We start from the raw sequence: 16,777 nt of genomic DNA on the forward strand, positions 1-16,777 counted from the left end.
TCATGACGCTCAGGGCGGGCACCCGAACGTCCCGGCTGGCACGCTGGCAGACTGCGCACGTGTGCGCGCTGCTGAAGCAGGCATGGCCGGACCTTGAGATCGAGGTCGTGGAGTTCGTTACCCGTGGGGATCGCACGCTCGATGCGCCCCTGCCCGAAATCGGCGGCAAGGGCCTGTTTACGGCCGAACTGGAAGGCGCGCTGCTGGACGGCCGCATCGACATCGCGGTGCACTCGCTCAAGGACCTTCCGACGGCCGCAGTGGAGGGAATCGCCGTTGGAGCGGTGCCTGCCCGCGGAGACGCGCGGGATGTCATGGTCGGCGATCCCCTGCATGCACTCCCGCCCGGTTCCGTGGTCGGAACCAGCAGTCCGCGCCGCGCAGCGCAGATTCTGTCCATGCGTGCAGACCTGGAGGTCCGCTCCATTCGCGGCAACGTGCCGACGCGCGTGGCGAAAGTGGACCGCGGCGAGTACGCCGCGGCGGTACTCGCCCGTGCCGGCCTCGAGCGACTCGACATGGAAGACCGTATTGCCCAGACGTTTGAGCCCTCCATCATGCTGCCGGCGCCCGGTCAGGGCGCCATCGGCGTGCAGTGTCGCGCGAACGATCAGCGGGTCACGGAGCTGTTGGGCGCTATCCATGACGACGCGTGCGCGGCCGAAACGAGCGCAGAGCGGTCCTTCCTTGCGGCCTTGCAGGCCGGTTGCTCCAGTCCAGTGGGCGCCTTTGCCGTGCGTGATTCGGGCGACATTGCCCTAACTGGTGCAGTGTTCTCTGAGGACGGCTCCCGCGTGGTGCGCGTCTCGGGCCGCGGTAGCCAGGCCGAGGCACTTGGAAAGGAATTGGCCGCGCAGGCGCTGCATGCGGGCGCGGCGGCTCTGATGCATGCGTAAGCGCGTGCTCATCACACGAGCAGCCGAGCAGGCCCACGGTCTGGCCGATGGGCTCGAGCGTGCGGGCTTCGAGGCCGTGCGCCATCCCGCCATAGCATTCGAGTCTGGAGACCTGTCACCTGTTCTGGATGCGCTTTCGGAAGCGGACTGGATTGTATTCACGAGCGCCAATGCCGTGCGGTACTTCTTTGCGGCGGCGCCCGGGCCGTTGACGACCCGCACCGCCGCTGTCGGCTCATCGACCGCCCAGGCTTTGCGCGAGCATGGTATCGAGGCGGACTACGTGCCTCGCCTGTTCCAGGCCGAGCACCTGGCCGAGGGCCTTCCGGAAGCGCGCGGGGCCACCATCTTACTCCCCCAGGCAGAAGGGGCGCGACCGGTACTGGCCGACCGTCTCCGCGGACGCGGTGCCAGGCTAGTGAGTGCGCCGGCCTATCGAACGGTCAACGCGGCGTTGGGACCGCCACCGTCAGACGTACATGCGATCACTTTCACCAGCCCATCCACCGTCTCGGGCTTCCGCGAGCAGGGTGGCCGTGCGGAAGATGCGGTTGTCGCGTGCATAGGGCCGGTGACCGCATCGGCGGCACAGAAGGCGGGGATGCGGGTACACCTCACTGCCGACCCAAGCACGGTTGAAGGGCTGATTGACGCCCTGACCGACCACTTCCTCGACAAGGCATGAACCTCTTGTTGACTGATACCCTGACAGGTCCCAAGGAGCGCCCTCGCCGCCTCCGCCGCACCAAAGGACTGCGCTCGATGGTGCAGGAGAACCACGTGCGGCCCTCGGATCTCGTGGCCCCACTGTTCCTGATGGAGGGCTCCGAGCGCCGCGAGCCCATCGCCTCCATGCCGGGCCAGTTCCGAATGAGCGTTGATCAGCTCGTAGAGGAGTGTCGCGAGGTGGAGTCCCTGCAGATTCCGGCCGTGGCGCTGTTTCCGGCTATTCCGGATGTGCTCAAGGATGCGGACGCCACCGAAGCGCTGAACCCCGAAGGCCTCTATCCGCGGGCCATTCGGGCGGTCAAGGAGGCCTGCCCGGACCTTCTGGTCATCACGGACGTGGCTTTGGACCCGTACTCCTCGGACGGCCATGACGGCCTGGTCCGGGACGGCGCCATCGACAACGACGCCACGCTTCCGCTCCTGGCCGACATGGCCGTTCTGCATGCCGAGGCCGGCGCAGACCTCATCGCCCCGAGTGACATGATGGACGGACGCGTCGGTGCCGTTCGCACCGCGCTGGACCAGGGCGGATATACGGATGTGGGCATTCTTGCCTATACGGCCAAGTATGCGTCTGCCTTCTACGGGCCGTTCCGGGAGGCGCTGGACTCCGCGCCGCGCCAACTCACGGATGTGCCGGGCGACAAGAAGACCTACCAGATGAACCCTGCCAACGCGCACGAGGCCGTTCGGGAAGCGTCCCTGGACATTGCCGAGGGCGCCGACATTCTGATGGTCAAACCGGGGCTTCCCTATCTGGATGTGGTGCGGGCTCTGAAGGAGGCATTCCCCGAATACCCCATCGCGGTCTACAACGTGTCCGGCGAATATGCCATGATCAAGGCGGCCGCCGGAAACGGATGGCTGGACGAGCCTGCCGTGGTGCTGGAGGCCCTGATGGGTTTCAAACGCGCAGGCGCCGACATCATTCTCACCTATCACGCAAAGGACGCAGCCCGCTGGCTGAGCTGATGGCACTGGAAATCGCCGTAGAGAAACCCTCCGGAATCAACGTGGCCGAGAAAGGCCGTAACGCCGAGGGAGAAACCACCTACCTGGACGCCCGCCTGTTCATGCAGCTACAGGTGTTTACGGGCGCCCGCAGCCTGGAGCCACTCCAGGAGGCCATGGAGGATTCCGGCCTTGGCGGAACACTGTACGCCGATGTGCTGAACCCGCAGGGTGTCGGGCTACTGACGTACAGCCAGGACCCCTCCTGGTTTGTCGATGGGCTCCGCAACCTGCTGAACGCGGCCCCCTTTTCCGGGCTGACCCGTCGGCCGGAGATGACCATGACCGGGCGCACCTACTCCATCGGCTATGAAAAGGACCTGGAGGATGTCCTGCTCCGCCGGCCCGTTCGACACGCCTGCAACCCGGCCTGGCCCTGGGTCATCTGGTATCCGCTGCGTCGAAGTGGCGAGTTCTCCATGCTGAGTGCGGACGAGCAGCGCACGATGCTCATGGAGCACGGAGGGATTGGGCGGGCCTACGGCAAGGCCGATCTGGCGCACGACGTGCGACTGTCCTGTCACGGCCTCGATCAGAATGACAACGACTTCCTGGTGGCCCTGATGGGCAAGGAGTTGGCCCCGCTTTCGAAAGTGGTCGAGCACATGCGTTCGACCAGGCAGACGGCCGGTTTCATCACCCAGATGGGACCGTTCTTCGTGGGCAAGGCGGTGTGGCAGCGCGCGCGGATGCCGGGCGAATGAAGCGAGGCACCTCCCGATTTCTCGAAGCATGTCATGGCCGCCGGGCCGACTGCACGCCCATCTGGTTGATGCGGCAGGCGGGGCGCTACATGCCGGAGTATCGCGCGTTGCGCGAGCGCTTCTCGATGCTGGACTGCATCAACACGCCCCATCTGGCCGCCGAGATCACGCTCCAGCCGATTGAGGCCTTCGACCTGGATGCGGCCATCATCTTTTCGGACATCCTGCCTCCGCTGCAGGGCATGGGTCTGCCTCTCGAGTTTGTGAAGGGCGTGGGACCTCGCCTGGACAACCCCGTGCGGAACAGAGGCGACATCGAGCGCCTGGCCACTCCCCCGATGGCGGACGTGATGAGCGGTACACTTGAAGCCATTCGGCTGGTTCGGCAGGAGCTGCGCGTACCCCTCATCGGGTTCTCCGGTGCTCCGTTCACGCTTGCCAGCTACGCGATTGAGGGTGGCGGCTCCAAGAGTTACGCGCATGCGAAGGGGCTGATGTACAGCGACCCGGAGGCCTGGCACGAACTCATGGGCAAGTTGAGCGATGTGGTTGCAGACTATCTGACGGCCCAGGCGGAGGCCGGGGTAGACGCACTCCAGGTGTTTGACTCCTGGGCCGGCGCAGTCGGACGGCTTGATTACGAAAGATTCGTACAACCATATACGAGACGTGTGATTGAAGCAGCCCAGGAGACGGGGCTGCCGGTCATCAATTTCTCGACCGGCACGTCGGGCCACCTGGATGCGGTGGCGGCCGCGGGTGGCGATGTGGTCGGGGTCGACTTCCGTCTTCCGCTCGACAGCGCCTGGGAGCAGGTTGGCCTGGACCGGAACGTGATGGGCAACCTCGATCCCGTGCTGCTGCATGCGCCGTGGGAGACGCTGCGCGGCGGGGCAGAGGATGTGCTGCGTCGAGCGGCGGCGCGGCCGGGCCACGTATTCAACGTGGGACACGGCATTCTGCCTCACACGCCGGTCGACAACGTGAGGCGCCTGGTAGACTACGTGCACGAATCCAGCGCCGGGTGACTCTTCCGCATGTGGTCATAGTCGGCGGTGGAATTGCCGGCCTCACCGTGGCATATCGACTCCGGGGTAAGGCCCGCGTCACCGTGCTGGAAAAGGCACGCCGCACCGGCGGCAAGCTCATGACCGAGCGGGCAGACGGGTTCGTGATCGAGCACGGTCCGGACGTCTTCCTGACGCGCAAACCATGGGCGGCGGAGTTGTGCGAGGAGCTGGGGCTGGCCATGCAGCCCACCAACCCCGAGTCCCGCGGCAGCTTCATTCGCTGGAAGGAGAAGCTCCACCCGTTGCCTGAGGGCTTTGGCGGTCTGGTGCCTACGCGATGGATTCCGGTTCTCAGATCTCGGCTGCTCTCGCCGCGGGGCAAGCTGCGCCTGCTCCTGGAGCCGCTGGCGCCCACTCGCGAGGGCGACGGGGACGAGCCTCTCGGCCAGTTCGTGCGGCGGCGCCTGGGGAATGAGGCCTTTGAGCGCATTGTCGGGCCGCTGCTCTCAGGCATCTATGGAGGCGATCCTGATGCCTTGAGCCTGGAGGCGACATTCCCGCAACTCAGGCGCATGGAGCAGGAGACGGGCAGTCTCGTGCGAGGTGCCCGCGCGCGTCGACGCAAGGGAGTGAAAGGCGCGATGGTCTTTGCGACCCTTTCGGAAGGACTGGGAGCGCTACCGGAATCTTTGCTTGAGCGCTGTGAGGCAGATATTCGGTGCAGCGTACAGGTGCAGTCCGTCGAGAAGGATCTGAGCGCATGGAGCATCGAGACCGCTGATTCCACCCTGGTGGCTCAGGCGGTTGTCGTTGCTACCCCGGCCCGTGCAGCAGCCGATATGCTTCCGGAAACGGTCTCCCGGACCTTGAACGAGTTCACGACGGGCAGCACGGTCACCGTCACGCTTGGCTGGCGTGAGGGCCCCGAACTCGAGGGCTACGGATTTCTGGCTCCCGAGGGGGACGTTCGCGCATGCACGTGGTCCAGCACCAAGATCCTGGGCCGCGCTCCCAAAGGTGGCGGGCTCGCGCGGGTGTTCTTCGGCCGCGGGCCCGAGGATCCCTGGCTCTCGGCTTCCGACGGAAAACTGATCGAGCGGGCTCACGCGGAGGTCAGGCGGGTGACAGGTCATGCAGCATCGCCAGACCTTGCGCGGGTGACCCGCTGGATCGATGCTCAGCCGTTATACACCCTCGGTCATCCCGAGCGTCTCGACCGGATTGAAGGGCATCTCGCCGATTGCCCCGGACTCTTTCTGACCGGGGCGTCGTACCGGGGTGTCGGAATTCCGGACGTCATCCACCACGCCAATCAGACCGCACGCAGGGTGCTGGCCTACCTATGAACCGATCACTGTCCGACGCGCTGTTTGCAGAGGCGCAGAGTCTGCTTCCTGGTGGCGTGGACTCCCCGGCACGGGCCTTCCGCAGCGTTGGGGGAAATCCACACTTCATGGCCTCCGGCAAGGGCGCCTGGATGACCGATGTGGATGGGAACCGCTTTGTGGACTACGTGCTGAGCTTTGGACCGCTGATTCTTGGCCACGCTCCAGAAGTTCTGACTTCCGCGCTGGCCGAGGCGGCGGCCAAAGGGACCTCTTTTGGCGCGCCCAGCCCGCTTGAGCTGGAACTGGCCCGGCTGGTGCAGGCCTTCATGCCGTCGCTGGAGTTGGTCCGCTTTGTGAACTCGGGGACGGAAGCGACCATGAGCGCTATCCGTGTGGCCCGGGCGTTCACCGGCCGCGACAAAGTCATCAAGTTCGAGGGCAACTACCACGGTCACGCCGATCTGCTTCTGGTCCAGGCCGGCTCCGGACAGGCCACCCTGGGACTGCCCGACTCTCCAGGCGTGCCCGCAGCGACGGTCGCAAACACGCTGGTTCTTCCATTCAACGACCTCGCGGCCGTAGAGCGCTGCCTCGATGCCCACCGGGGTGAGGTAGCCGCCGTAATCATGGAGCCCGTCGCCGGCAACATGGGCGTCATTCCTCCCGTGGAGGGCTATCTGGAGGGCGTTCGATCCTTGACCCGGCACCACGGCAGCCTGCTCATCTTTGACGAGGTGATGACCGGCTGGCGGGTACACCCCGGAGGAGCACAAACACTGTATGGTGTCACCCCGGACCTGACAGCCCTGGGCAAAGTGATCGGTGGAGGCCTGCCGGTCGGCGCATATGGCGGCCGCCGCGGCATTATGGAGATGGTGGCGCCGGCCGGACCGGTGTACCAGGCGGGCACGCTTTCCGGCAACCCGCTGGCGATGACGGGTGGCATCATCACGCTACGCAAACTGCAGGAAGCCGGCCTCTGGCAGCAGATTGCGGAGGCCACCATCCAAATCGAGAACGTGATTGCAGATGCGGCCAGTCAGGCAGGCGTGCCCGTGACCCAGAACCGGGTAGGTACCATGTTCTGCACCTACTTCACTGACAGACCAGTACGTGCCTACCGGGACGTTCAGGCCTGCGACCTGCAGCGCTTCTCCGCGTTCTTCCGGCGGTTGCTGGAAGAGGGCGTGTATCTGCCGCCCTCGCAGTTTGAGGCCTGTTTCGTATCGAGCGAGCACGGAGACAAGGAAATCGAAACTACTCACCGCGCGGCCCTGGCCGCCTTCAGAGCGGTAGCCTGACCATGCCCATCGGCGTCCTGATGCTGAACTTCGGCGAGCCCGAGCAGCCCGTCATGGAGGAGGTGCTACCATTTCTGGAGCGCATCTTCCTGAACAATACCCCCCTGGAGCGCTTCCCGTCCGAGGAGGCCTGGCGTGCGCGCTGCCTCGACCTGGCCCGGAAGCGCGCGCCGGGGCTGATTGAGGACTACAAGCGCATTGGCGGCTCGCCTCTCAATGCCCAGGCCCGAGCCGAGGGTGAGGCTCTGCAGGCCGAGTTGGATCGTCGCGACCTGGACGCCCACGTGTACGTGGCTTTCCAGTTCATGGAGCCGTCGATTGAAGCATCGGTCCGGCTAGCCCGTGAGGACGGAGTGACCGCGTTGGTCGCGCTGCCCGTTTACCCGCTGTGCGGGTTCTCGACCAATGTGGCTGCCATTCGCTCCGTCCGTGCTGCCGCGGGAGATCTGCCCGTGCAGGCGGTCACCGCGTTCCACCATGATGATGCTTACGTACGGTATCGCGCAGATAACCTGAGAGCGTTTTGTGCGCAGGAGGACCTCGATCTGCGCGATCCGGATACGTTGCTCTACTTCTCGGCCCACGGCACTCCTGTCAAGTATCTGGAGCTGGGGAGCCGGTACGACGGCTACGTAGAGGAGCATTGCGCCCGCATTGCCCATCTGATGGGCGACGTGAACTATACGCTGGCCTATCAGAACCACTCCAATCGCGGCATCGCCTGGACTGAGCCGTCAAATGAAACGCGTCTGCCCACGGTCGTCGAGCGACGCCTTGTGGTAGAACCCATCAGCTTCATCCACGAGCAATCCGAGACGCTTGCCGAGTTGGATATCGATTTCCGTAGCGAGGCCGATGCGCTTGGCAAGCAGGTTTTCCGTGTGCCGACTCCGCAGGATCACGATCGCCTGGCGGGCATCCTTGCCGACCTGATCGAGCCGGCTCTTGTCGGAGCGCCTGCAGAGACTGCAGGGCTGCACGCATGCCGATGTGCGCCCGGCTCCTTCTGCCCCAACGGCCATCGCGAGGTGGATTGCCACCACGCCCGGCACCAACCACAGGCATGAGGGTCCTGCTTCTACGCAGTCCGGAAGGCGCGGAAGCGTATCTGGAAGCGTTCGAAACGTCTGGAATCCGGGCCGATGTGCTCGACGTGGTGCAGTTCGAGTATCTGGATCCTGCGCCTGTGCGACGCCGCCTCGCCGAACCTGAGCGGTACTCGGGTCTGGTAGTGCTCTCTCCGCGAACCACGGAGGCGTGGCGAAGGGACGAGCCGTCCCGCCTGCTGCTCCAGCAGTGGCGACACCTGCCGAGCTACGTGGTTGGTCCGCGAACGGAGCGTGAGGCCCGCCAGCTGGGTCTGTCGACGCACGCGAACCCTGGGCAGGGCGCGGTAGACCTGGCTCGGCACATTGTGAGCCGAAACCCCGAGAAGCCGCTTCTTTTCTGCTGCGGCGATCCGCGTCGCCCGGAATTGCCGGAGATTCTCGAGCGGGAAGGCGTGCCGCTTGTTGAGGTCCCGGTGTACGCATCACACCTGAAATCAGAGCCACCCGAGGGACCTCCGCCGGATTGGGTGGTCTTCTTCAGTCCTCGAGCGATGGGCGTGAGGCGCCTCTGGGACTGGCCGTGGCACGCGATTCGCACGGGTGTGGTCGGCGACTCGGCCATGCGGCTGGAGCCGCATGCCGAGGCGGCGGCCCCTTACCACGACGTGTCCGGCCTCGTCGACACCATCACCCGCGCGGCGGCCCGCTAGGCCGCCGCGCGGTGATGATCGGTCAGCTAGTGTACCTGGAAGGGTACCATGGCCATGGTGTTGCCCCACACGACGCCCATCAGGCCGCCGTTGGCGCTCACGTCCATGAAGACAATGGAGAGCTGGTCCACGGAGGCGTCCACCGAAGTGGTTTGCATGGTTGCCCGGGCCACGTCCATGTCCGGGGAGTATCCGTAGGAGCCCCAGATGCCCTCTTCATTCTCGTCCCTAGGGTTGACCTTGCCCTTGTGGTTTGAAATGATCAGCGTCCAGGAGGTCGGGCTGTTCAGCTCGGCGAACATGGTGTACGTGCCGGCCGGCACATGCTGCCCGCCAATCATCAGGTCCGTCTCCGTCATCAGGCTGGTGGACTGGTTCGCCCCGAGACGCCAGACCGGCGCACCCGCGTACAGGCTCTTTCCGTACTCCTCGCCAGAACCGAAGATGTTGGTGCGTCCGCGCAGGATCGGCCGACCGTAGTCAACAGTGATCCACGGGCCTTCCCGGCTTCCGATCTGGGTCTGAGCCTGTCCACGCGGCGATGCCGGTAACTGGGCGTGGGCTACATCGGCAAAGCCGAGCAGGAGGGCAAAAAAGACGGCTACGTAAGAGAGTCGCATCGGAGTGAGGGAAGGATTTACAGGGCAAACACCCGGTTGATGTTGAATCCCCAGCGGAAGTCGCCGGAGAAGAAGTCGTCGTCGTTGCGGGCGAGCATGTGCTGCTCGATCAGCCAGTCGCTCGAGCTGAAGAACAACTGGAACACATGTCCCCCGGTTTCGAGGTCCAGGCCGATCGAGAACGCATCGGTGGTGCCGTCCGAGCGCTCGCCGAGTACCGGCATGTACTCCACGATCAGCGCCACCTGCTCGTTGAGCTCCCAGGAAGCAGCAAGACCAAGCCCGAGGTGGGTATTCTCCTCAACCACCCGCTGCCCCTGCGCGTCCCGCTCGATGTACACCGTGTTCAGATGGCTGACCATCGGTGACACCTGCACACTCACCTTGTCAGACAGCCGCCGAGCCAGCATCACCATGCCGGCGTAGCTCAACCGGTCCTGGAAGCTGAAGCCATTCTCGAGTGTGGTGATCCCCACATCGCCCATCACCGCCAGCTCAACCGGACTGGAGCCGCTGACGGTCTGCCGGAGCAGGTTGGCCTTGACGCGGAAGTCGTAGACTTTGTCGTAGCGGGATCGGCCCATGCCGAGCGTGATGCGATCCGTCAGGCCGTAGTCCAGCCCGAAGCGAATATTGGCCGCTCCGTCCAGGCCCCACAGGTTCTCGACGCCGGATGACACCAGCCCGAAGGAATGCTTGATGCTGTAGTTCAGGTTGCCCGATCCAAGAGGCGTCACCGACTGAAGTCCGATCAGCGTGGGTGCCCAGAACAGCTCCTTCACGGGCCTGTTCGGGTCTGCCCGCTCGCGGGACATCTGGGCGATGGCGTCTGTGGCGGTCAGAACCGCCAGGAGGGAAAGGACGGCAGCGCGCATGTCAGGTACCAGGTTCGGGTGGAAGCAGAGCAGAAATCTGGATTTTCTGCTGGGGATCGACCTTTACAATCAAGAGGCTGGGTGGCTTGATGTCGTAATCGTCCAGATTCAGCACCCAGGCGGCATTGAGCACCATGCCGTCGGCCGTCGGCTCCAGGGTACCCTCCACCGTCAGCGGCCGGGAGACGCCGTGGATGGTGAAGGTGCCTTCTACCGATACGTCCTGCACGCCGCCCGCCGGATCGAAGTCCGAAGTCAGTTTGCCGAAGAACTCCGCAAACGGAAACTCGTCCGTTTTCAGCGTTTTGCGCATGTCCTTGTCGCGCTTGCGGATGCCGGTGTCCAGTGTCTCCAGGTCCAGGTAGAAGTCCACCGTGGAGTCAGGCAGCGATATCCGCCCGACAAGGGCATCGCTCTCCCCCACGAACGAATGCAAGGGCACGCTTGACTCAAATTCTGCGTGCCCCGTCTCCGTCAGAAAGCTTTGTGCCGCCACGGGGGCGACCAGAACGAGTGCAGCAAGGAGGGTTATGAGGCGCATCTAGTTGTCCTCCGCGCCGTCGTCGATCCACTGACGAATGAGCGCAATGTCGGATGCGGACAGGGGCGCCGCGCCAAGTGGCATCCGGGATCCCTGTGAAGGATTGGGACTGATCTTATCCACCAGGGGACTGGCGTCCGCGTCGCCGGCCACCACGGTCGGACCGCTGTACTGGAAACCAACGCTGGCCATCACATCTGCATACGTGCTCAGGTTGATCCCGTTGGTGGTCTCACCGACATGACAACCGAAACCGCCGCAACCGCGATTGAATATCGGCTGCACATCCGCCGCAAAGCCTACCGACGGCCCCGGGTCCACGATCATACTGTTGTCGATCTGTTTGCTTTGGCAGCCTGCAAGCAGAAGCAGGGCCAGCGTCGGGGGGAATAATCGCTGCATGGAGGCAATTGTAACCGTTCCGGCGGTAATTGGCGGCTGGGGTCATGGGTTCCGGCCGCAGGTCGCTCAAACGACTGAAACGTCGGGCTCTGCGGCTGTGCCGTACTGCCGACGCCACCAAAAGGGCAGGTACATGAGCAGAAAGAGACCCAGCGCGATGGCCTCGAGGACCAGGATGTAGTAGGGCCAATCCGGCATCAGATCGAGCGCGCTCGCTATGTCCGGCTTGCCGTTTACGTAGAGGTAATTCGAGCCCAACCCCGCATTGACGAAATAGACAAAGAGCGCGTACACGTTGAGGCCGGCAAAGGTCTCCCACAGGTCGCGCATCGTCGGGAAGGCACGCTCGACGATCACCACCCAGAATCCCGCCAGCACGAGCACTCCGTGAGAAAACATGGCCTCCCAATAGCGGAAGTGCGGATACCCGTACTCGGCGGCGTCTGGCGTGATGATGGCCTGAATGGCACCGCCGATTCCCAGGAAGTAGACCAGCGGATACAGCCGACGCAGGTCGAAGACCAGGGCCGCCATGCTCACGTAGGTCATGATGCCACACATGTGCAGTGGCAGAAGCGTTTGGGCAGACCACGCGCCCCCCATCGCCCAAAAACTGTGTGAGGCGATCTCCATGACCGCCATGGACGCGGCCATCGTCCAGCGCGCGGTACGGCGTCCCGTCTCCGTCATCCCGCGACCGGCCCGCACAATGAGCCAGATCGCGAGCGCCATGCCCAGAACGGTCCAGAGATGCGCTGGACCGAAGAGTTCAAACGGCGCGCCGCTGTAGTCGAATTCGAAGTACCGCCCCATCGTTCGCAAGTATCGTTTGCGGGACGGGGCGGGTCAACGCGGCATCACTAGGGGCGCTGGGCTTGCGGGGCCTCCAGCAGTCAGGCCTTGGGCAGTTCGATGGTGAATCGCGCACCGACACCCGGCGTGCCCGTGGCCCAGATCAGCCCGTTGTGGCGTTCCACAATCAGTCGGCAAAGCCCCAGACTCAGGCCAGGGGTCGATCCGGACGGGCGGGCCTGCGTGGTCTCGAACATATGGAAGATGTGTCGCGCCATATCCCGGGAAAAGCCGACGCCGTTGTCAGCGACGCTGACCCTGACCTTGTTGTCCTCAAGCCCCGGCTGGCTGGGCATGGGCTCGGAGGCAATTCTGATCACGGGCTTTACGCTGTCCCGTCTGAATTTCAGCGCGTTCGCCATCAGGTTGCTGAACAGCTGGCGCAACAGGGTCGGATCTCCGGGTACCGTGGCAAGGCGGCCTACCTCGACGGTCGCCTCAAGCGCATCGATTTCCAGGCGACGTTCCGCCACGACTGCGCGCACGAGCCCGGTCAGATTAACGTCGCGGAAGACCATTTCCTGGCCCCGCACACGTGCGAGCGTCGTCACGTCGTCGATACGCTCTTTCATGGAGCCGACCGACGCGCGGATATGGGCGATGTACTCTCCGGCTGGGTGCGGCAGTTTCTGGGACTCGTCCTTGAAGAGCAGATCGGCGGCCAGCTTGATGCTGCCCACCGGCTCGCGAAGCTCCTGGGCAACCCGCACGGCAAGACTGTCCAGCTGTGCGCCATCCCCGCCTGTCCCCTCCCCGGGAAGTTGCTCGACGTGGCCTGTAATGTTCTCAAAGGAGATGAGCAGGAGGTTGTCTTCGAGCGGAACGACATCGCCCGTGAACACAGTCTGCGGTCCGGAGGGCGGCCTGTACTCGATGGCGCCCAGATGAACCTTGCTGTTTGTGTCCAGCGATTCATTCAGCCGGCCGTTCAGGCCCATGGCAGAGATGCCAGGCAGCACTTCCTCAAGGCTGCACCCGGCAGCTGCTCGTGACCCCGCCGAGCCCGAGCCTATGGCGCGCTCTGCGGCGCGGTTGTAGTCCTTGATGCGGAACGTGCCGTCAGTCCTGCGCTCGAGTATCGCCATTCCGTGGCCGGACAACTGGAACACAGCCTCATACGGCGATCCCTCGTCACGACCCAACCTTGAGCCGTTCTGGGGAAAAACCCTGCTTAGCGTGGTTTCTGCCGGAAACGAGGCCATTAAAGCCGATAATCGTCGTAGTGCCTGAACGAGAATCGTACAAACCTTCAAATCCGCTGTCTATCGGGGCAATCACCTGCCTCGGTGTAGGCTCAGTCTGATAAGCTCGTAGGATTCGTCCTACGCGAGCCGACAAACCGCAGGCGGCCGGGCTCGATGCGACAGGCGACACGGGTGGCCGATCGCGCCAGAATCTCACCGTCGGCATGCACCGGCAGGCCGGCCGGACAGCCGATGAGGAATTCGGTCCCCTCCGCCAGCGTGACGGCCGGAATCGAGCGGTGGCTGCCTTCAATCACACGCGGAATCACCCGCATTGCCGTCAGTGCCGGCAGGTGGTCCACCAGGCACGCCTGGAACACCCCGTCGCAGGGGTCGGCATCGGGGGTGATCAGGAAGGCCCCACCGGATCGGGCCCCGTTTCCGATTGTGCCGAACATCATGGACCCGGACCATGCCTGTCCGTTCACTGTGGCTTCGGGAGACCTCCAAACGGCAAGCGTGTGCATGGTAGCCACGAGATATCGTGCAAGACCCGGAAGGAAGCGCCAGGTCCGGGAACGAATGGACGCGGCCGCATCAAATCCGGCGCCGACGGCATTCAGGAAGGGCTCCTCCTGCCCATCGTCGATACGCACCCAGCCGAGGTCCACCTGTGTGCTCTCCCCGCGGGCAATGGACTGGATGGCAGGCTGCGGGCCCGCGGGCAACCCCATGGCATGGGCGAAGTCATTGCCCGTACCCACCGGAATGATGCCCAGTCCTGCCCGAAATCCCGATCGTGCCAGCCCCATCAGGGTGACGTGCACGGTTCCGTCACCTCCGGCCGCCACAACGGTATCGCCTGCGCCCGCCTCGGCGGCAGCAACGCGTGCCTCTTCGGCTGTATGTGTTTCGATCCATTGCACGTCCGGAATCGCCTCAGACACCATCGCCCGAATCGTGCGCCGCAGTCGGCGCACCCGGCCCCCGCGGGCTCTTGCGTTGAAAATGACCCGGGTGGCCAAATCAGGCGGATCCAAGCACAAAAAGGCCCTGCTCGTGATCCAGCAGCTTGCGCTTGCGCCAGAGCCCGCCACCGTACCCGGTGAGCTTGCCGTCCTTGCCAATGACCCGATGGCAGGGAATGATGATGGCAATGCGGTTGTCGCCGTTCGCCCGCGCCACAGCGCGCATCCCGGTCGGCATGCCGATGCCTTCTGCGATGGCCCCGTAGTGCGTGGTGGTTCCGAAAGGGATCTCCAGGAGCGCGTGCCAGACCTTCTCCTGAAACTCGGTTCCGGTCATCTTGAGCGGGACCTCGAAGCGCTGGAGGGTGCCTTCGAAATAGGCGTCCAGTTCCCTCTGGAGCTGTTCGAGGATGGCGTTTGTACCCGGCGCCATGGGGGCGCCCAGTCGTTTCTGGATGCGTGAGACCTGGGTCTCCAGCATGCGTCGATCGGCGAACTCAAGAAGCAGCAGAGCCTCGTCGTCTGCGGCGGCGATCATCGGTCCGACCGGCGTCTCGATACGCTGGCTGACGATGACGGCCGGTGTGTCAGTGGGCGTGGTGCCGGTCATCTTGCGCACGGCAGAGCCAAAGCCGGAGAGGGATTCATAGCCGGAATCATACGCCGCCGCCGTGACGGATGCGCCCTCCCGGATCTGCCCCAGCGCCTGCTGTAGACGGCGCGCCCGGGCGTAGGCGTGAAAGGTCATGCCGTGCACCGACTGGAACCACCGGCGAACGCGCTCCGGGCTGAGGTTCATGGCGCGCAGGTCCCGGTCCCGCCACCGTTTGTCCGGGTCCTGATCCACGGCGCGGAGCAGCGGCCGAAGCCACTCAGGTACCGTTGTCTCGCCCTCCATGGGCCGGCACCTTTTGCAGGGCCGGTAGCCGCTGAACAGCGCGTCGCGCTGGGTGGGAAAGAATTCCACGTTCTCCGGCTTCGGTTTGCGCGCCGGGCATGAGGGCAGACAGAAAATCCCGGTAGTGCGCACGGCCGTGTAAAACAGTCCGTCAAAGGAGGCATCACGGCCCATGAACGCCCGAATCATCTCATCGCGTTCGGGCAGCGTCTGCGTGATCATGCTGGAAGCGGTTTCAGTTTCGCAGAAGATGCCCAACGCGCCAGGGCAGCGCTACCGATTTTCAGGCGTCGAATTTTCGGGTATGGGTCATGCGCATCATCGAGCCATTTCGCATCAAGGTCGTCGAGCCAATCCACTTCACCACGCGGGAGGAGCGAGAGACCGTGCTGGAGAAGGCCGGGTTCAACCTCTTCAAGGTGCCCTCCCGGTCAGTGATCATAGATCTGCTGACGGACTCCGGAACCGGCGCGATGAGCGCCGAGCAGTGGGCCGCCATCATGCGCGGAGACGAAGCGTACGCAGGAAGTCCGAGCTTTGACCGGTTCGAGGCAGCCGTCAAGGACATTTTCGGGTTCAGGCACGTCATCCCCACCCACCAGGGGCGGGCTGCAGAACGCATCCTCGCGGCGACGCTGGTCAAGGCGGGGGATGTGGTGCCCAACAACACGCACTTCGACACCACACGCGCCAACATCGAAGCCGTTGGCGCAACTGCGCTGGACTTGCCCTGCGCCGAGTCCGCGGACCTGTTCCGACCTGCGGACTTCAAGGGCAACATCGACCTGGATGCCCTGCAGCGCACGGTTGCGGAGCATCGGGAGCGCATTCCGTTCGTGATGATCACCGTGACAAACAACGGAGGCGGTGGTCAGCCGGTATCCATGGCCAACATTCGTGCGGCCTCCGAAATAGCTCGCGAAGCAGGCATTCCGTTCTACATCGATGCGTGCCGCTTTGCTGAGAACGCCTTCTTTATTCGGGAACGGGAAGCCGGCTACGGTGAACACGAACTGATCGACATCGCCCGGGAGATGTTCTCCTACGCCGATGGATGCACCATGAGCGCCAAGAAGGACGGCATGGTGAACATCGGCGGCATCCTGTGCACGAACGATGAGCGCCTGGCCAAGCAGGAGGAGGAACTGCTCATCCTGACGGAGGGATTTCCAACCTACGGGGGGTTGGCCGGCAGGGACCTCGAGGCTGTCGCGGTCGGGCTTTATGAGGCTGTGCGCCTGGACTACCAGCGCTATCGGTTCTCGTCCACGGAATACCTGGGCAATCACATTGCCGCCGAAGGCATTCCCGTTCTGCAGCCGCCGGGCGGCCACGCCATTTATGTCGATGCGGGCTCCATGCTGCCCCACATCCCGGCGTCACAGTACCCGGGCCAGGCGCTTGTGGTTGAGCTCTATCGCCAGGGCGGAATCCGCACGGTGGAGATCGGGTCGGTAATGTTCGGCGCGGTGGATCCGGAGACCGGCAGCGAAAAGCCCGCCCGGTTCGAGCTGGTGCGGCTGGCGATCCCGCGGCGCACCTATACCAAGAGCCAGATCGACTACGTGGTAGACGTGTTTCGCGAGCTGAAGGAGCGGTCCGACGGGATTCGTGGGGTGCGCATTGTGGAGCAGCCCAAGCGGCTTCGGCACTTCAGCGCGAAGTTCGCGCCCGCAGGGTAAACGCCAGGCGTTCTTGC

At 64.1% G+C, this 16,777-nt stretch carries 18 protein-coding genes; 10 read left to right on the forward strand and 8 right to left on the reverse strand.

What is annotated here, in order from left to right:
• Window positions 1-2: 2 nt before the first annotated feature.
• From hemC to JJ896_03605, 9 genes are read left to right on the forward strand one after another with little or no spacing between them, the layout of a single operon-like run.
• Window positions 3-896, forward strand: coding sequence for a hydroxymethylbilane synthase (hemC, locus tag JJ896_03565; protein ID MBO6778712.1), 894 nt, complete (start codon window positions 3-5; stop codon window positions 894-896).
• Window positions 889-1,581: a uroporphyrinogen-III synthase gene (locus tag JJ896_03570; GenBank protein ID MBO6778713.1), complete on the forward strand. Its 693-nt coding sequence runs from the start codon at window positions 889-891 to the stop codon at window positions 1,579-1,581. The genes hemC and JJ896_03570 overlap by 8 nt, the downstream gene beginning before the upstream one ends.
• A complete protein-coding gene (gene hemB, locus JJ896_03575) occupies window positions 1,578-2,597 on the forward strand; it encodes a porphobilinogen synthase (GenBank protein MBO6778714.1) in 1,020 nt (339 codons plus the stop codon). Before JJ896_03570 ends, hemB begins: the two co-directional genes overlap by 4 nt.
• Window positions 2,597-3,340, forward strand: coding sequence for a chlorite dismutase family protein (locus JJ896_03580; GenBank protein ID MBO6778715.1), 744 nt, complete (start codon window positions 2,597-2,599; stop codon window positions 3,338-3,340). The genes hemB and JJ896_03580 overlap by 1 nt, the downstream gene beginning before the upstream one ends.
• Entirely contained in the window at window positions 3,337-4,368 is a 1,032-nt protein-coding gene (hemE, locus tag JJ896_03585) for a uroporphyrinogen decarboxylase (protein ID MBO6778716.1), read from the forward strand. The genes JJ896_03580 and hemE overlap by 4 nt, the downstream gene beginning before the upstream one ends.
• Window positions 4,365-5,696: a protoporphyrinogen oxidase gene (hemG, locus tag JJ896_03590; protein MBO6778717.1), complete on the forward strand. Its 1,332-nt coding sequence runs from the start codon at window positions 4,365-4,367 to the stop codon at window positions 5,694-5,696. Before hemE ends, hemG begins: the two co-directional genes overlap by 4 nt.
• Window positions 5,693-6,979, forward strand: a complete 1,287-nt coding sequence (gene hemL, locus JJ896_03595) for a glutamate-1-semialdehyde 2,1-aminomutase (GenBank protein ID MBO6778718.1) — start codon at window positions 5,693-5,695, stop codon at window positions 6,977-6,979. Before hemG ends, hemL begins: the two co-directional genes overlap by 4 nt.
• A gap of 2 nt (window positions 6,980-6,981) precedes the next feature.
• Window positions 6,982-8,046, forward strand: a complete 1,065-nt coding sequence (gene hemH / locus JJ896_03600) for a ferrochelatase (GenBank protein ID MBO6778719.1) — start codon at window positions 6,982-6,984, stop codon at window positions 8,044-8,046.
• On the forward strand, window positions 8,043-8,738 hold the full coding sequence (locus tag JJ896_03605; protein MBO6778720.1) for a uroporphyrinogen-III synthase: 696 nt from the start codon (window positions 8,043-8,045) through the stop codon (window positions 8,736-8,738). The genes hemH and JJ896_03605 overlap by 4 nt, the downstream gene beginning before the upstream one ends.
• A gap of 26 nt (window positions 8,739-8,764) precedes the next feature.
• On the opposite strand, the gene JJ896_03610 is transcribed toward JJ896_03605, so the two are convergent.
• From JJ896_03610 to JJ896_03645, 8 genes are all read right to left on the reverse strand, one after another.
• Window positions 8,765-9,358 carry a DUF2911 domain-containing protein gene (locus JJ896_03610; GenBank protein MBO6778721.1) on the reverse strand — a complete coding sequence of 198 codons (594 nt, stop codon included), beginning with the start codon at window positions 9,356-9,358 and terminating at the stop codon, window positions 8,765-8,767.
• A 17-nt stretch (window positions 9,359-9,375) separates the two neighbouring features.
• On the reverse strand, window positions 9,376-10,233 hold the full coding sequence (locus tag JJ896_03615) for a hypothetical protein (GenBank protein ID MBO6778722.1): 858 nt from the start codon (window positions 10,231-10,233) through the stop codon (window positions 9,376-9,378).
• A gap of 1 nt (window position 10,234) precedes the next feature.
• The gene (locus JJ896_03620; GenBank protein ID MBO6778723.1) at window positions 10,235-10,774 is read right to left on the reverse strand and encodes a YceI family protein; all 540 of its coding nucleotides are present in this window, start codon (window positions 10,772-10,774) and stop codon (window positions 10,235-10,237) included.
• A complete protein-coding gene (locus JJ896_03625) occupies window positions 10,775-11,176 on the reverse strand; it encodes a hypothetical protein (protein MBO6778724.1) in 402 nt (133 codons plus the stop codon).
• 66 nt (window positions 11,177-11,242) lie between these two features.
• Complete coding sequence (locus tag JJ896_03630) at window positions 11,243-11,998, reverse strand: TIGR02206 family membrane protein (protein MBO6778725.1); 756 nt, start codon at window positions 11,996-11,998, stop codon at window positions 11,243-11,245.
• Between the two features lie 71 nt (window positions 11,999-12,069).
• On the reverse strand, window positions 12,070-13,230 hold the full coding sequence (locus tag JJ896_03635) for a HAMP domain-containing histidine kinase (GenBank protein MBO6778726.1): 1,161 nt from the start codon (window positions 13,228-13,230) through the stop codon (window positions 12,070-12,072).
• Window positions 13,231-13,322: 92 nt separating this feature from the next.
• On the reverse strand, window positions 13,323-14,192 hold the full coding sequence (locus JJ896_03640) for a hypothetical protein (GenBank protein ID MBO6778727.1): 870 nt from the start codon (window positions 14,190-14,192) through the stop codon (window positions 13,323-13,325).
• 46 nt (window positions 14,193-14,238) lie between these two features.
• A complete protein-coding gene (locus JJ896_03645; GenBank protein ID MBO6778728.1) occupies window positions 14,239-15,300 on the reverse strand; it encodes a bifunctional transcriptional activator/DNA repair protein Ada in 1,062 nt (353 codons plus the stop codon).
• 89 nt (window positions 15,301-15,389) lie between these two features.
• Between JJ896_03645 and JJ896_03650 the strand changes: the two genes are divergently transcribed.
• The gene (locus JJ896_03650) at window positions 15,390-16,760 is read left to right on the forward strand and encodes a tryptophanase (GenBank protein MBO6778729.1); all 1,371 of its coding nucleotides are present in this window, start codon (window positions 15,390-15,392) and stop codon (window positions 16,758-16,760) included.
• Window positions 16,761-16,777: the final 17 nt, after the last annotated feature.

This window comes from Rhodothermales bacterium (genome assembly GCA_017643395.1).
GTDB lineage: Bacteria > Bacteroidota > Rhodothermia > Rhodothermales > UBA10348 > JABDJZ01.

Excerpts from the sequence above, each read along its gene's own strand:
- hemC (MBO6778712.1), top strand. The coding sequence starts at position 3 with ATGACGCTCAGGGCGGGCACCCGAACGTCCCGGCTGGCACGCTGGCAG.
- JJ896_03570 (MBO6778713.1), top strand. The coding sequence starts at position 889 with ATGCGTAAGCGCGTGCTCATCACACGAGCAGCCGAGCAGGCCCACGGT.
- hemB (MBO6778714.1), top strand. The coding sequence starts at position 1,578 with ATGAACCTCTTGTTGACTGATACCCTGACAGGTCCCAAGGAGCGCCCT.
- JJ896_03580 (MBO6778715.1), top strand. The coding sequence starts at position 2,597 with ATGGCACTGGAAATCGCCGTAGAGAAACCCTCCGGAATCAACGTGGCC.
- hemE (MBO6778716.1), top strand. The coding sequence starts at position 3,337 with ATGAAGCGAGGCACCTCCCGATTTCTCGAAGCATGTCATGGCCGCCGG.
- hemL (MBO6778718.1), top strand. The coding sequence starts at position 5,693 with ATGAACCGATCACTGTCCGACGCGCTGTTTGCAGAGGCGCAGAGTCTG.
- hemH (MBO6778719.1), top strand. The coding sequence starts at position 6,982 with ATGCCCATCGGCGTCCTGATGCTGAACTTCGGCGAGCCCGAGCAGCCC.
- JJ896_03605 (MBO6778720.1), top strand. The coding sequence starts at position 8,043 with ATGAGGGTCCTGCTTCTACGCAGTCCGGAAGGCGCGGAAGCGTATCTG.
- JJ896_03610 (MBO6778721.1), bottom strand. The coding sequence starts at position 9,358 with ATGCGACTCTCTTACGTAGCCGTCTTTTTTGCCCTCCTGCTCGGCTTT.
- JJ896_03615 (MBO6778722.1), bottom strand. The coding sequence starts at position 10,233 with ATGCGCGCTGCCGTCCTTTCCCTCCTGGCGGTTCTGACCGCCACAGAC.
- JJ896_03620 (MBO6778723.1), bottom strand. The coding sequence starts at position 10,774 with ATGCGCCTCATAACCCTCCTTGCTGCACTCGTTCTGGTCGCCCCCGTG.
- JJ896_03625 (MBO6778724.1), bottom strand. The coding sequence starts at position 11,176 with ATGCAGCGATTATTCCCCCCGACGCTGGCCCTGCTTCTGCTTGCAGGC.
- JJ896_03635 (MBO6778726.1), bottom strand. The coding sequence starts at position 13,230 with ATGGCCTCGTTTCCGGCAGAAACCACGCTAAGCAGGGTTTTTCCCCAG.
- JJ896_03645 (MBO6778728.1), bottom strand. The coding sequence starts at position 15,300 with ATGATCACGCAGACGCTGCCCGAACGCGATGAGATGATTCGGGCGTTC.
- JJ896_03650 (MBO6778729.1), top strand. The coding sequence starts at position 15,390 with ATGCGCATCATCGAGCCATTTCGCATCAAGGTCGTCGAGCCAATCCAC.